14 protein-coding genes are annotated in these 14763 nt (G+C 56.9%); 10 read left to right on the top strand and 4 right to left on the bottom strand.

Annotated elements, in window-relative coordinates; genetic code table 11:
• Nucleotides 1-234 precede the first annotated feature (234 nt).
• The 3 genes from NOR51B_RS08550 (at nucleotide 235) to NOR51B_RS08540 (ending at nucleotide 3247) form a co-directional block, all read left to right on the top strand.
• A complete protein-coding gene (locus NOR51B_RS08550) occupies nucleotides 235-657 on the top strand; it encodes a YqaA family protein (RefSeq protein ID WP_009021622.1) in 423 nt (140 codons plus the stop codon).
• A 233-nt stretch (nucleotides 658-890) separates the two neighbouring features.
• Nucleotides 891-2372: a SulP family inorganic anion transporter gene (locus NOR51B_RS08545; RefSeq protein ID WP_009020171.1), complete on the top strand. Its 1482-nt coding sequence runs from the start codon at nucleotides 891-893 to the stop codon at nucleotides 2370-2372.
• Nucleotides 2373-2383: 11 nt separating this feature from the next.
• Nucleotides 2384-3247, top strand: a complete 864-nt coding sequence (locus tag NOR51B_RS08540; RefSeq protein ID WP_009020338.1) for a universal stress protein — start codon at nucleotides 2384-2386, stop codon at nucleotides 3245-3247.
• Between the two features lie 111 nt (nucleotides 3248-3358).
• Here NOR51B_RS08540 and NOR51B_RS08535 read toward each other — a convergent pair whose 3' ends face one another.
• Both NOR51B_RS08535 and NOR51B_RS08530 read right to left on the bottom strand, forming a co-directional pair.
• Nucleotides 3359-5155 carry a DEAD/DEAH box helicase gene (locus NOR51B_RS08535; RefSeq protein ID WP_009021367.1) on the bottom strand — a complete coding sequence of 599 codons (1797 nt, stop codon included), beginning with the start codon at nucleotides 5153-5155 and terminating at the stop codon, nucleotides 3359-3361.
• Nucleotides 5156-5324: 169 nt separating this feature from the next.
• Nucleotides 5325-5834, bottom strand: coding sequence for a hypothetical protein (locus NOR51B_RS08530; protein WP_009019077.1), 510 nt, complete (start codon nucleotides 5832-5834; stop codon nucleotides 5325-5327).
• A gap of 217 nt (nucleotides 5835-6051) precedes the next feature.
• Here NOR51B_RS08530 and NOR51B_RS08525 point away from each other — a divergent pair, with 217 nt between their 5' ends.
• Both NOR51B_RS08525 and NOR51B_RS08520 read left to right on the top strand, forming a co-directional pair.
• Nucleotides 6052-7065, top strand: coding sequence for an NAD-dependent epimerase/dehydratase family protein (locus NOR51B_RS08525; RefSeq protein WP_154647648.1), 1014 nt, complete (start codon nucleotides 6052-6054; stop codon nucleotides 7063-7065).
• A gap of 24 nt (nucleotides 7066-7089) precedes the next feature.
• Nucleotides 7090-8187 (top strand): DUF2855 family protein, encoded by a 1098-nt coding sequence (locus tag NOR51B_RS08520; protein ID WP_009018859.1) that lies wholly within the window; start codon nucleotides 7090-7092, stop codon nucleotides 8185-8187.
• A 142-nt stretch (nucleotides 8188-8329) separates the two neighbouring features.
• Here the strand turns inward: NOR51B_RS08520 and NOR51B_RS08515 are convergent, their stop codons facing one another.
• Nucleotides 8330-8773 (bottom strand): HIT domain-containing protein, encoded by a 444-nt coding sequence (locus tag NOR51B_RS08515; protein WP_009020530.1) that lies wholly within the window; start codon nucleotides 8771-8773, stop codon nucleotides 8330-8332.
• A 264-nt stretch (nucleotides 8774-9037) separates the two neighbouring features.
• Here NOR51B_RS08515 and NOR51B_RS08510 point away from each other — a divergent pair, with 264 nt between their 5' ends.
• A complete protein-coding gene (locus NOR51B_RS08510) occupies nucleotides 9038-9946 on the top strand; it encodes an META domain-containing protein (protein ID WP_040481958.1) in 909 nt (302 codons plus the stop codon).
• 207 nt (nucleotides 9947-10153) lie between these two features.
• On the opposite strand, the gene dtd is transcribed toward NOR51B_RS08510, so the two are convergent.
• On the bottom strand, nucleotides 10154-10591 hold the full coding sequence (gene dtd / locus NOR51B_RS08505; RefSeq protein ID WP_009019829.1) for a D-aminoacyl-tRNA deacylase: 438 nt from the start codon (nucleotides 10589-10591) through the stop codon (nucleotides 10154-10156).
• A gap of 116 nt (nucleotides 10592-10707) precedes the next feature.
• Here dtd and glpE point away from each other — a divergent pair, with 116 nt between their 5' ends.
• The 4 genes from glpE to NOR51B_RS08485 all read left to right on the top strand — a co-directional run bounded on the left by glpE (nucleotide 10708) and on the right by NOR51B_RS08485 (nucleotide 14762).
• Nucleotides 10708-11031, top strand: a complete 324-nt coding sequence (gene glpE / locus NOR51B_RS08500; protein ID WP_009020572.1) for a thiosulfate sulfurtransferase GlpE — start codon at nucleotides 10708-10710, stop codon at nucleotides 11029-11031.
• A gap of 7 nt (nucleotides 11032-11038) precedes the next feature.
• Complete coding sequence (locus NOR51B_RS08495; RefSeq protein ID WP_009020219.1) at nucleotides 11039-12181, top strand: methionine aminotransferase; 1143 nt, start codon at nucleotides 11039-11041, stop codon at nucleotides 12179-12181.
• A complete protein-coding gene (locus NOR51B_RS08490) occupies nucleotides 12169-12942 on the top strand; it encodes an amidohydrolase (RefSeq protein WP_009020765.1) in 774 nt (257 codons plus the stop codon). The genes NOR51B_RS08495 and NOR51B_RS08490 overlap by 13 nt, the downstream gene beginning before the upstream one ends.
• Nucleotides 12943-13124: 182 nt before the next feature.
• On the top strand, nucleotides 13125-14762 hold the full coding sequence (locus tag NOR51B_RS08485; RefSeq protein WP_009019674.1) for an amidase: 1638 nt from the start codon (nucleotides 13125-13127) through the stop codon (nucleotides 14760-14762).
• Nucleotide 14763: the final 1 nt, after the last annotated feature.

Here is a 14763-nt window from a genome sequence, read left to right as displayed (position 1 = left end):
CCCTCTCTGTCCGGGTCTGGCGATCCAAAACGGTGATTGGGTTTCCAGGCGTTAACTCAAGGCGGGGCGACTAACGATCGTCGGTCCCTCAATCGATATCCCTTGCGTGATGGCCCATGTCCGTGCGCGCTGGACTGCGCTAACAGGCACCGCACCGGCTATCCGACAGCGGCCTCAGAGGCTGTGCCAGTGCCCAACGTTTCGTATTTTCATCCATTCGGATTCGGGTAAGCCGTGATCAGCGACTATTTAATATTGTTCAGCTCCTCTTTCCTGGCGGCAACCATACTGCCGTTCTATTCGGAGGTGACGCTTTATCTGCTGTTGCGTGACGGCGCCGACCCCACGGTGCTGCTGTTCGTTGCTACGGTCGGCAACACGCTGGGCTCGGTGGTCAACTGGGCACTGGGACGCTACCTGCTTCACTTTCAGGACCGGCGATGGTTTTATTTCAGTCGCGAGCAGATTGCGCGAGCACAGAGCGCCTATCAAAAGCGCGGCGTATGGTCGTTGCTGCTGGCCTGGTTGCCCATTGGGGGGGATGCCCTGACATTGGTAGCGGGCATTATGCGGGTGCGGCTGTCGCTTTTCATTATTCTGGTGGGTATCGGTAAGGGGCTTCGCTACCTGTTTGTCATCGGTGTCGCCCAGGTCTAGCACCGCCGGCGCGTATCTCGCGCAACTCCTAACTTTCACAGCCATTACCGCGCTATCGTCGACAATTATCAACTTCCTGCTCCGGTCGTGCCCCAAAATCGCTTTGTGTCCGTATAAACCGCCGATTAGTGAATATGGCATTTCGCCGGACCCTGCATTAGCGCTACCCTTGCCGGCTTTGCGCGTGGCGGTCCCGCCTTGGACGCACACACCTAACAAAACCGGAATGATTCATGTCGCTCAGCACGATTAAACAAGAGTGGTTTTCCAATATTCGCAATGACCTGCTCGCCGGCATGGTCGTCGCTCTCGCACTGATCCCGGAGGCGATTGCCTTCTCGATTATCGCGGGCGTGGATCCGAAAATTGGACTCTACACGTCATTTTGTATCGCCGTAGTCATCGCTTTTGTCGGCGGTAGGCCAGGCATGATCTCTGCAGCCACCGGTGCCATGGCCTTGTTGATGGTCACGCTTGTCAAAGAGCATGGGCTTGAATATCTGCTGGCGGCGACCGTGTTGACGGGTGTCCTGCAGATCATTGCCGGCTCGGTAAAACTTGGCGCGCTGATGCGATTTGTATCCCGCTCGGTGGTCACGGGGTTCGTCAATGCCCTCGCCATTCTTATTTTTATAGCCCAGCTACCCGAACTGACTAACGTCACCTGGCACGTCTATGCCATGACGGCCGCCGGACTGGCCATTATTTATGGCTTCCCACTGTTGTCACGAACCATTCCATCGCCACTGATCGCTATTATTGGATTAACCGTCGTGGCGATCGTACTCGACCTCGACATTCGCACGGTAGGCGATATGGGCCAGTTACCCGACAGCCTGCCGGTTTTTTTGATTCCCGACGTGCCCCTGAACTGGGAAACACTGGCCATTATTTTCCCCTACTCACTGACCTTAATGGCGGTTGGCCTGCTGGAATCCCTGATGACCGCCACCATTGTCGACGATCTTACCGATACGCGTAGCGACAAGAACCGCGAGTGTGTGGGCCAGGGTGTTGCTAATATCGCTACTGGCTTTATCGGAGGAATGGCGGGCTGCGCCATGATCGGACAGTCGGTCATCAATGTGAAATCAGGGGGTCGCGGCCGGCTCTCAACCTTTGCAGCCGGCATATTCCTACTGGTGATGGTGGTGTTCGCTGACCAATGGGTCGGGCAAATACCGATGGCAGCCCTGGTCGCCGTGATGATCATGGTATCGATTGGTACCTTTAACTGGGCCTCTATCCGTGACCTTCGGGAGCATCCCAAAAGCTCCAGTGCTGTAATGCTCGCGACAGTATTCGTCACCGTTTTCACCCATGACCTGGCAATGGGTGTATTGACGGGCGTATTACTCTCAGGCTTCTTCTTCGCCCATAAAGTCGGTCAGATCCTGCGCATCAGATCGCTGGCCGAAGAGGAAGGCCGCAGCCGGACTTATACCATCCTCGGTCAGGTCTTTTTTGCCAGCGCTGACCGCTTTGCCAATGCATTCGACTACAAAGAGGTCATCGACAAGGTAACGATTGATGTGAGTCGTGCCCACTTCTGGGATATCACCGCCGTAAGTTCACTGGACAAGGTGGTCATGAAATTCAGACGAGAAGGTACTGAGGTTGAGGTCATCGGACTCAACGAGGCTAGCGCAACGATGGTGGATCGCTTCGCGGTCCACGATAAAGACGATGCCGAAGATATGCTGCTGGGACACTGAGGAAGAGCGCTATGGAAGTGGAACGCCAAGTCCTTGCCTGTGTTGATCAGTCCGGCTACGCCGAATTCGTTGCCGATTACGCCGCCTGGGCGGCTCGCAGTATGGATTACGAGCTCGAGCTGCTTCATGTTATCGACAGACACCCTGAAACCGCGACCCGAGTTGACCGGACTGGCACGATTGGCTTTGACGCGCAGGAGAATCTGCTTGAGCAGTTGTCCAGCGATGATGAATCCCGAAGCCGCGAGGCCCGGGAATCCGGACGCCTATTCCTTAATGCTCTCCGCGAGCGGGTGGCTGCTACCGGGGTTAAATCCGTCGATATCCGCCAGCGCTATGGCGGGCTCGAAGAAACCCTGATCGAGCAGGAGGATGAGGTGCGTCTGTTTGTACTCGGTCGACGTGGCGAGTCCGCCGACCAGACCCAGCGCGACCTTGGACGTAATGTGGAAAGTATCGTCCGTGGACTCAAAAAGCCCGTGCTGACCGTTACGGACACCTTCCGCGAACCGAAAAGCGCACTGATTGCCTTCGACGGCAGCACCGTAACGCGCCGAGGCGTCAAGATGATTGCCGGCAGCCCCCTGTTTACTGGCATGCCCGTTCATATCTTGATGTCGGGCAAGCTGCGCGGCGACGCAAAAAAACAACTGAACTGGGCGCAGGAAACGCTACAGAATGCAGGCTTTGAGGCGCCGGCAAGTCTTGTTGCCGGCGATGCGGAGCGCGAGATTGCGCGCTACATCAAAGAAAAAGAGATCGATATCCTGACCATGGGCGCCTACAGCCATTCTCCGCTACGAAGCTTGCTATTCGGCAGTAAAACCACCGACCTGTTACGCGTGGCCACCATTCCCACGCTGCTTTTGCGCTAGCGTAGACTACGTCCCCAAGCCCCGGGGCCAGCCGGTATCGCTCAGCGATTCTCGTCGGTATTGGGGAGGGCGTCTTCCACGCCGGGGTAGCGGCCTGCGTTGTAAGAACTTTCAGGACTGCTGCGAATTCGCCGGGCGTTTTCGAGGCTTTTTTGACGCCGTCTTTTTCGGCTTGCGCTTTGCGGGTGCGTCGCCGGTTGCGCGAACAGCGGGTGCCTGATCCGATTCGCCAGCCTTGGAAATACGCAGTTGCTGCCCAGACACCCAGACCTTTTGCAGGTGCTTGAAGATCTCTTTGGGCATTCCTTCGGGTAAGTCGATGATGCTGTGGTCGTCAAAAATTTGAATACGCCCAATATATTGCGACTCAATTTCTGCCTCATTGGCAATTGCACCCACGATATTACCGGGCTTAACACCATGGTCGTGCCCGACCTCAAGCCGGTAACGCATCATACCCGCCTCTGCATCCCCCTCTGCACGCTTGGGACGCGGCTTCGCCTTCGCGTCGCTGCGGGGGGGGCGCGGCGCTTTCGAGCTGCTGTCATCCCGCTCTGCACGGGCGGTTCTGGGTTTTCGTTCAGGCTCAGGCGCCGGCGTCAGCGCATTACCCTGGCTCATGACCACCAGTGCGGCGGCAACCTCAACCACCGGGACGCCAAATTCCTGTTGGTAGGATTCCACCAGTTCACGGGCTGAGGAGAGTTCGGAAGCAGCCAGCGTTTCAGTGATCCGGGCTTTGAAGCGAGCCGCCCGCTTGTCGACCACCTGCTCCGCCGAGGGCAAGGTCATTTGATCAATCTTCTGGCCCGTCGTGCGTTCGATCGCATGCAGTAGCCGTCGTTCCCGTTTGGCCGCAAACAGAATCGCCTCCCCGGTGCGACCTGCCCGGCCGGTCCGACCAATGCGATGGATATAGGCCTCGGGATCATTGGGAATATCGTAATTGATCACATGACTAACGCGATCAACATCGAGTCCCCTCGCCGCGACATCGGTGGCCACCAGTAAATCGAGCTGCCCCCGCTTAAAGCTGTCTACGGTTTTTTCTCGCTGGTTCTGGGCAATATCGCCATTCAATGCGGCAGTAGCGAAGCCACGTGCGGCGAGCTTGTCAGCAAGTTCCTGGGTCGCGATGCGGGTCCGCACGAAGATGATGACCCCGTCGTAGTCTTCCGTCTCCAGTATCCGCGTCAATGCATCGAGCTTTTGCACGCCCGCCATGATCCAGACCCGCTGGCGGATCGACGCATTAGTGACGGTCTTCCGTTTGATGGTGATTTCCTGTGGGCTCTGCAAATGGGTCTTGGCAATGCGGCGGATAGCATCCGGCATTGTTGCGGAAAACAGTGCAATCTGGCGGGTTGCCGGGGTCTGCTCGAGAATCCACTCAACGTCATCGATAAAGCCCATACGCAGCATTTCATCGGCTTCGTCGAGCACCAGGGTCTTTAGTGACGACAGGTCCAGCGAGCCTCTGCGCATATGATCCATAACGCGGCCAGGGGTGCCGACAATAATGTGGACGCCACGCTGCAGTTGCCGCAGTTGGGTGCGGTAGTCGGATCCGCCGTAAATCGGTACGACCTTGAAACCCTTGCTGTAGCGCGCGTATTTTTGAAAGGCCTCAGCGACCTGAATCGCGAGTTCTCTCGTTGGCGTAAGCACCAGAGCCTGCGGTCCCCCGGCCTTGGTATCCAACCGGGCCAGAACGGGCAGCGCAAACGCGGCAGTCTTGCCCGTACCCGTCTGTGCCTGACCCACCAGGTCGTGGCCATCGAGCAGCGGGGGAATAGTCATCGACTGAATCGCCGAGGGAGACTCATAGCCGACATCGGCGAGGGCTTTTAGCAAAAAATCAGGCAGGCGCAGCTCGTCGAAGCGGCCAAGTTCTTCAGGGGTATTCATGAAAGCGTACCGAGGTAAAAAAGAAGACGTCACCCCGTCACGGGCACTACGGCACTATACAGGTAAGCGTGTCTGCCAGGATGTGATTAGTTGGCGAAGCGTCGCTTGAGGCCCCACTAAAACTCAGCGTCCTCATCGGCGCGACGTTCAAAGAGGCTGGAACAGCGGATTACTCCGAAGAGGGACCCGGGCTCAATGCCTTTTGGGCCTTTTCCCAAAGACCGGCCTCGCCGCTTTCTCCGCCTTGCCGTCCACCGGTCACTCCAGCTTTCCGGTGGGCCTCGGGCACGCCGTACTGCTGATAGTAAAGCTCCCATTCATGGGGAGTCAGGGTTGTCGGTACATACCCATCTGCGGCACGCTCTAACGCCTGCTGCTGCAGGGAGCGGGCGCTTACGGGCTCACTACCCTCCCCTTGGGCTTTCTCCAGAAGACCGGCTTCGCCGCGCGCTCCGCTGCCGGTCACCCCGGCTTTCCGGTGGGCCTCGGGCACACCGTGCTGCTGATAGTAGAGCTCCCATTCATGGGGAGTCAGGGTTTTTGGTACATACCCGTCTGCGGCACGCTCTAACGCCTGCTGCTGCAGGGAGCGGGCGCTTACCGGTTCACTAACCTCGGATGAGGTGTCGACACTCTCTTCGAGCGCGTCGCGAATAACGCTTTGCTGTGTATTTTCCATGGCATCTATACGGGGTGTATTCGCTATCGGTTTGCAATGATCGTGCCCTTTGGATAACAGGTCTGATTAACCTGCCGTGACTGTTGCGATCACCCTCTACAATGCCGGCCGTAACCGACGATAGCGTGCCCATTAATTTTCAGTCCCGCCCCATTGCGCGGTCGAATTCACCCCAGTCGTGGGTTACTGTTATCGGGCTATGTACAGGGATAAACCGATGCAATCACCTCCCATTGAAATAGATACCCGATACCCCGCGCTCGTCACCGGAGCCACGGGGTATATTGCCGGCTGGCTGGTCAAGCAACTCCTGGCAGCGGGGGTCACGGTCCACGCTACCGTTCGCGATCCCGATAACATTGAAAAAGTCGGGCACCTGATTGACCTGGGCGACTCTTCACCCGGAACGCTTCGCCTGTTTCAGGCAGATCTATTGCAGGAGGGCAGCTACGATGACGCTATGTCGGATTGTCAGGTGGTCTTTCATACCGCGTCACCGTTTACCCTGACCCACTCGGATGCGCAAAGGGACCTGATCGATCCCGCACTCGAGGGAACACGGAATGTGCTCGCCTCCGTCAACCGCTGCCCTACAGTGACCCGGGTGGTTGTCACCTCTTCGGTGGCCGCGATTTATCACGATAATCATGACTGCGACAAAGCGCCGGGGGGAGTACTGACCGAAGCGCAATGGAACACGGGTTCTACCCTCGACAACCTTCCCTACGCCCTCTCAAAAACACTGGCTGAGAAAGCCGCGTGGGCGTTGGCGGATGCGCAGGACCGGTGGTCCCTGGCGACAATCAATCCAGCGTTAGTGGTCGGCCCGGGCCTTGCCCCCGGGCAAACATCGGGCTCTTTTGAGTTCCTGACCCTGCTTACCGACGGTAGCTTTCGCGATGGCGCACCCCACCTGGACCTGGGCGCCGTCGACGTGCGCGACGTCGCCGATGCCCATTGCAGGGCGGGCTACCTCAAAACCGCGAAGGGACGTTATATCAACTACGCCACTACCCTGACGCTCTACGATATCGCCGAGGCATTGCACCCCCTATTCCCCTCGCTGCCGCTACCCGAATACCGGGCCCATGAGGGTCCGCGGTGGCGAGCGGATAACCGTCGAAGTATCGACGATCTTGGGGTTAACTACCGTGACCCCGTGCCCGCCATTGTCGACATGGTTCAGCAAATGATCGATAACGGTGATATCAAAGTACCCGCATCAAAGTAACCGTTAACAACCGAGAAGCCTTACATGTACGAATTTCAGGCCAGTAAACAGGACATCCGAAAGACGCGTCTGGTCGACGTCCCGCTTGATTCAGCCGGGCCACTCGAACCGGGCCAGATCCTTATCGATATTGAACGTTTTGCCCTGACGGCAAACAACGTGACCTACGGACGGATCGGTGAACAGTTGGGTTACTGGAATTTTTTTCCGCCGACACAGGAAGCCGATCGCGGGGAGTGGGGGTTAATTCCGACCTGGGGATTTGCCCGAGTGAAGGCAAGTCGACATGACCAGATCGCGACCGGGACAAGACTTTACGGTTTTTTACCCATGGCCGACCAATGGATGATGACCCCCGGTGATATCGATGCGCGCCAGATCATCGATATCACGCCGCACAGGGTGTCGCTGCCGCCGGTCTACAACCGGTATCTTCGACTCGACGGCGCGGCCGATGAACAGCGAGACGGATTGGCGGCACTGCTGAATCCGCTTTACGGGACATCCTTCTGCCTTTGCGATGCCTTGCAACAGGCCGACTTTCATGGCGCCGAGCAGGTGATTCTGCTATCCGCCTCCAGCAAGACCGCGATTGGACTGGCCTGGGGCCTCTCTCAAGCCAATACTGGACGCCAGCCTCGGGTTGTGGGTTTAACCGCCGACAAGCACCGGCCGTTTGTTGAATCGCTCAATCTCTATGATCAGGTATTGAGCTACGACAACATCGGAGATCTCGATAATAATATCAACACTGTCATCATCGACATGTCGGGTAATGGTCGGCTCCTTGGCGAGCTGCACCGTGTCCTCAATGATCACATGCGTTGGAGCCATCAGGTCGGGCTCACCCACTGGCCAGACGATACCCCCACGGCCGAGGGTTTGATCGAAGACCGCACCGGAATGTTCTTCGCCCCCGGACATATCGAACAACGGATCGGCGAATTGGGCGCTGACGTCTGGCAGCAGCGGGTGCAGGCCTTCATGGAGGATGGGCTAGCCCATGCCAGCCGATGGCTCGATGTACAGACCCACAACGGTATCGAGCACATAGCACATGTTTACCAGTCGCTGATCGAAGGTGGTGCGCCACCCGACAGAGGTCAGGTTATCGCTCCCTGATCATCAAGCCTTGGCTCACGTTATAAAGCTTCGCTACGACCGGCGAAAATCACCGCGCATAACCTACGCCTTAACGCTCTCTGTCACAGAGGTGGCCGGCCAAACTTGCTTCAGATTACTTCCTGTTCGGTATTGGGCAATTCTACCGAGTCGAGCCCGAAAAAATCAGTTCAGGCGCTAAGCCCCGCTGACAGAGCGCCACCTTCTCAGCCAGCGCTGTAGGCGTGTAGGGCTGAGCAGTCCCACTCCCCCACACGGGTCCGGGCCACGCCGAATCCCCAACCGAACGCGCCACATGATGCACATGGAGCTGGGCGACGATATTACCCAGCATACCGATATTTAGTTTGTCGCCAGTGAAAGTCTCGGACATCCATCGTCCGAGCACCATCGACTCACGCCAGAGATGCGTTTGCTCGCTTTCGCTGAGATCAAAGGGCTCACGGGCATCCTCAATACGGGGAACCAGAATTAGCCACGGGAAGCGGGCATCGTTCATCAGCAGCACTTGACACAGCGGCCAGTCAATAATGAATTCCGTGTCACCGGATAATCGACCATCCACATTAAATGTCTTCGATAACATGCCGTTTCACCCCACCTGATAACCCGGATCTGCTCACCAGCGAAGGAACCAGACCCCGATGTTTAACCCACCGGACACGATGTTAACAGTGAATTGTCCTGCCCCGGCGCTTGCCCAGAGATGGTCTGCCCGACATCTGATAAATGGGACGATTCGCCAGTCGCGCAAGTGATGGGCTCAGCAGTGCTATTCTGGTCAGACCGCACTAGAGTTGCCCGCAGCAGAATCGGGGCATGCAACAACTATCGATTGGACTTATTCGCCATGACACAGCCCTATTCGGTCCGTTTTATGATCGCTGCACACTTTCTTTTGCTGGCGCTAGTCGCAACCCACGCTGCCCAATCCCGATCACAGTCCCTGGTACCCGCACCAGCACTGACGGAGATTGCGAATACTACAGTCAGGGGGCTACCGGGACTGCAACCCGTAAAACTTGTCGCTGGCTTGTGGGAGGGACCGCCAGCAGTAGCGGGCGGAAGCAGTAGAGATACCGTAACGCTGGCTTCAGAGTTCGAAGTGAATGGTGATATTGACAATGACGGTATTGGCGACACTATCGCGCATTTGTCGCTCAATCGTGGCGGCAGCGGCACCATCAATATGCTCGCCGTCTTCAGCGAAGCTCGTGGTGTCGTCGTTCAAAAAGCCATCTTTACACTCGGCGATCGGGTACAAATCTATGCCTCTGACCTTTACGATAATCAGCTCACCGTAACAGTCATCGAGGCTGGCCCCACCGATGCAATGTGTTGTCCCACCCAGATGACTCGCAAGACACTGCGCCTCGAAAACGATGAACTGGTGGAGAAGGACTCAACCGTACTGGGTTTCTTGTCTTTTGAGACACTCGCTGGAAGTCGATGGACGTTACACCCGGAGAACGAGGATCAACCGCCGGAAGGAACAACGGTAAACATTAAATTTTCAAACCAGCTCATCAGCGGTAATGCGGGTTGTAATCGCTTCAAAACTATCGTTTCCCAGGGCGCTGAGAATACGGCCCTATCCACGGGGCAAGTAGCCCTGACGAGACGCTACTGCAACGCACCACTTGATGTCTGGGAAAAACGCTTCAGCGAACTCCTGGGTAGCGCGACGCGGTTTCAATTCCTGCTGGGCGACTTACTGCTGATCGGCGAGAGCGGCAGATTGCGCTTGCGACGCGCATGAGACTAGCCTTTTATGCCCACCTTGACCAATCCGGCGACGACCAGACCATCGTGCGCTCAACCATTGAACTGGGTCATAGTTTTGGATTGCATGTCATTGCCGAGGGGGTGGAGGCAAACGATATTCCCCTACCCGGTCCAGAACCGGGTGCTGGCTCGTCTTGCGCCACTGCGCCCCGAGGTCATCGGCCGGTAATCAACCGCCGAGCTAGCACTCCAGCAAAAAGGTAACGGGCCCGTCATTGATCAGGGAAACCACCATTTCGGCGCCAAAACGCCCGGTTTCCGTTCGCAGACCGCTTTCACGGCAGCAGGCAATTAGCTCTCCAAATATGACAGCGGCTTCCTCGGGGTCAGCCGCGGATGAAAAACTGGGACGGGTGCCTTTTCGGGTATCCGCCGCCAGCGTGAATTGGGAAACCAGAAGTAAGTCTCCTCCCACATCGGTGAGACTCCGATTCATACGGCCCTCGGTATCCGAAAAAACCCGGTAGGTCAGCAATCGCTGCGCCATTCGCACCACAGAGGCGGAATCGTCACCCCGCTCCACCCCCACAAAGGCGAGCAAACCACGGTTGATGGCACCGACCGTACTATCATCGACCTGCACTTGGGCCTGTGTCACTCGCTGAATCAGGCTCTTCATCGGCACTCTCCGTGTTGAAGGCGAACAGGGTTGCCCTGTGAAAAGATGTCACTGGCATTGGGCTTTTGCGCTCCAGTTTGGCACAGTGGCGCCATCGAATATAAGTGGACCAATCCATGGCGAATTTTCAGCACCTGAGCGTTAGTGAGCTGGTAACCCGGCTGGAAACCGGATCAGTGCGACTGGTCGACATCCGCGATCCCCATGCCTATGCGGCGGGCCGCATTCCTGCCGCAACGCTGCTCGACTCAGAGAGCGCGCCCGACTTTATTGCTCAAACGCCGCCAACCCAACCCATTGTGGTGTGCTGCTATCACGGCATCTCCAGCCAATCAGCGGCGGCTTTTCTCGCTTCCCAGGGATTTGAAACCGTTTACAGCCTCGATGGCGGCTTCTGCGCCTGGGAAGACACCTACCCCGAACGCATTGAACGCGGATAAACCGCCGATGCTAACCAGCAAACTGCCCAAAGTAGGCACCACTATCTTCACCCAGATGTCGGCGCTCGCCGCTGAGCACGGTGCGATCAACCTGTCCCAGGGCTTCCCCGACTTTCCCGCTCCCGAGCGATTGCGCCAGGCCCTTGGGAAGGCCGCGATGGCCGGGCGAAACCAATACCCGCCGATGAGCGGCCTCCCCGAACTCAGAGAGGCCGTGGCCCGACAAATTCAGCGCTTTCGCGATGTGGTTGTTGATCCGGTTAACGAAATTACGATCGTACCGGGAGCCACCGAAGGTATTTTCTGTGCGATTACCGCCGTCGTGAAGACCGGCGATGAGGTCATTTTGCTCGACCCCGCCTACGACAGCTACGCACCAGCGGTTGCGCTGTCCGGCGGACTTCCCGTTCACGTGCCGCTTGGCGGGACAGGTTTTAAACCGGACTGGGGACGCATCGAAGCCGCAATTACAGCGCGTACCCGACTGATCGTGATCAATTCGCCGCACAACCCCAGCGGCAGCGTTTTTACCCAGGCAGATATGAAGCAGCTCGATCATCTGGCCGGGCACTATGATCTGCTGGTCTGCAGCGATGAGGTCTACGAATTCCTGGTGTTTGATGATCAACGCCATTACAGCGTACTGGAGTTCCCGGCGCTGCGTGAGCGATCGTTTGCGCACTTCTCCTTTGGCAAGACTTTTGGCGTTACCGGCTGGAAGACCGGGTATTGCGTTGCGCCCCCCGCGCTCACCCAGGAACTCCGAAAGATTCACCAGTATGTCGCTTTCGTGGGGGTCACTCCGGTGCAGGCAGCCCTCGCCCAGTTTATGGACGAGTACCCCGACTACCCGGCGACACTGGCGGGGTTTTATCAACAAAAACGAGACCTCTTCTGCCAGGGTTTGGCTGCGTCGCGCTTTCGTTTCACCCCGAGCACGGGCAGCTACTTTCAGGTATTGGATTATTCCGATATCACGGACACACCGGACACCCGGCTTTGCGAGCAGTGGACCCGGGAAATCGGCGTTGCATCAATTCCAATGTCGGTGTTCTATCAGGAACCACCGAAGAAACAGCAACTGCGCTTCTGTTTCGCTAAAGCCGACGACACGCTTCAGGAGGCCGCACGGCGACTATGCAAAATTTAAAAACAACTCTCGTTCAGTGCCGCCTTGCCTGGGAGAGCGCTATCGATAATCGACACCAATTCGAGTCCATGCTGTTGGCACACCCGGAACCCGGCGACCTCGTGGTCCTTCCGGAAATGTTCACCACCGGGTTTTCAATGAACGCGCTGGCCAATGCCGAGCTACCCGGTGGAGAAACCGAGCAGTGGATGCAATCGCTGGCCACGAAGTTGAATTGTGCGATCACCGGCAGTATCGCGGTCAAGGACGGTGAGGTCGTGTTTAACCGAATGCTGTTTGCAACACCGGACAGAATCACCCATTACGACAAACGACATCTCTTTCGCATGGCCGGCGAACACCAGCGCTACGCTGCCGGTGACCGTCGTGTCATCGTCGACTGGCGCGGCTGGCGACTCAAACTTGAAGTGTGTTACGACCTTAGATTTCCCGTGTTCAGCAGAAATCGTGGGGATTACGATGCACTGATCAACGTTGCCAATTGGCCGTCCAAGCGTGCGCACCATTGGCGTGCCCTGTTGCCCGCGAGGGCCATCGAAAATTCCGCCTATGTAATCGGCGTCAACCGGATTGGCGAGGACGCCAATGGCCTCAGCTACGTCGGCGACAGCGAAGTCATCGACTTTACCGGCGAACGACTGTTGGTTTGTGGGGACGCAGAGGGCTGTCACACCACCACGCTTGATGCCGAAAAACTCATCGACTATCGCAGCGCTTTTCCGGTACATAGGGATGCCGATGACTTCATTATCGAACTCTAAGTATCGCCGGACCCCTCTGCTTCGCGATTTTTTTGAACGACATCAGCGTCTCCAAAGGGCGGCCCATCCGCACTCCGGCTTGGCTTCATTGCCAACGTGCTGACAGCAAAGCTATCTTTATGGCGTGCGGCTGTTGATCAGCCCCTTACAACACTCGTCTTCAACCCGGGAGAACACTTATTTTGCAATTTCTGATAACCCTCTTTGCAGTCGCTATCGGACTGCTGTTAACCGCGTGTGAGCCCGCCCCGGAAGACACCGTGAACAATGAACACGTAACGACAACTTCGGAGTATCAGGCACGAGGCCTTGTTGCAAAAACACTGCCGGAACTCTCCGAAGCCCTGGACAAAGGTGCTATCAGTGCCGTTGAACTCACCACCATGTACCTCAATCGAATCGAAAGTATTGACAGAAATGGCCCCGAGTTGCGCAGTGTTATTGCAATCAATCCACTGGCGCTCGAGCAGGCGTCAGCCAGCGACAGTCGTCGACAGGCCGGAGCCAATCTGGGCCCACTCGATGGGTTACCGATACTGCTTAAGGATAATATTGAATCCCTGGATCCAATGGCCACCACCGCAGGTGCACTTGCACTAAAGGACAACCTAACGGGTCGAGACAGTCCTTTGGTCGCTGGATTGCGGGCTGCGGGTGCCGTCATTCTAGGTAAGACGAATCTGAGCCAATGGGCTAACTTTCGCTCAAATTCATCGATCAGCGGGTGGTCCGCGCTGGGCGGACAAGTTCAAAATCCCCATGTGCTCAATCGGTCACCCTGTGGTTCCAGTTCGGGCTCGGGCGCCGCGATTGCCGCCTCACTCAGTGCTGGCGCGGTAGGGACCGAGACCAATGGCTCGATCATCTGCCCCTCAAATGTGAATGGTATCGTCGGCTTCAAGCCCACCGTGGGCCTGGTTTCCGCTCAACACATAGTGCCCATTTCACCGTCGCAGGATACCGCCGGGCCCATGACCAAAACGGTGCGTGGAGCCGCGATGATGCTCGATGCCATGGCCGATACCGAAATTAAATTTTCGGCCAACCTCGGTAAAGACAGTCTTGGTGGCAAAACCATCGCCGTGTTGCGTTTTGATCAGGGCGAAAATGCCGACATTGTGTCCGCTTTCAATGCCGCACTGGACACTCTGCTCGAAGCCGGAGCAACCCTTGTGGATGTCGATAGTTTTGATCTTGCCGACGATAGCTTTTGGGCCGATCAGTACCGGTTTCTCCAATATGAATTTAAAGCTAGCCTTAATGCGTATCTATCAGAACTCCCCGATGGGGTCACGACGCGCTCATTGAGCGATGTTATTGCCTTTAACCAACGATACGCCGATCGTGAACTCGTCCTGTTTAATCAGGATATTTTCGAGGAGGCGGATTTACTGGACGACCTGAATAGCGAAGATTATCGGGCCCTGCAGACCAAGCTCCAGCAAGCGACTCGTGAAGATGGCATCGACTATCTACTTAACACGTTCGAAGCAGATTTTCTCGTTGCACCATCGGGACCCCTCACGCCACCGCGCGACACCGTCAACGGTGATATCTGGCCACCCTGGGCCGGTAGTGGCTACCTTGCCGCGATTGCGGGATACCCTCATTTGACGGTCCCGATGGGTAGCGTACACGGCATTCCCCTGGGGCTCTCATTCATTGGCAGTGCGGGCGATGATGCAGACATCCTGTCCGCTGGATATGCGTTTGAACAGGCGACGCCCCGGCGCATCGCGCCGAAGTACCTCAGGAGCGCTGAGGAACACATCGAACTCAAGGCCGCCATCGAGGGTCGAGTGGGTGGAGTGAAGCAGTAAA

The sequence above is a fragment of the Luminiphilus syltensis NOR5-1B genome (assembly GCF_000158175.1).
In the GTDB taxonomy this organism is placed as follows: Bacteria; Pseudomonadota; Gammaproteobacteria; order Pseudomonadales; family Halieaceae; genus Luminiphilus; species Luminiphilus syltensis.
This window is presented reverse-complemented; position numbering and strand designations above follow the sequence as displayed.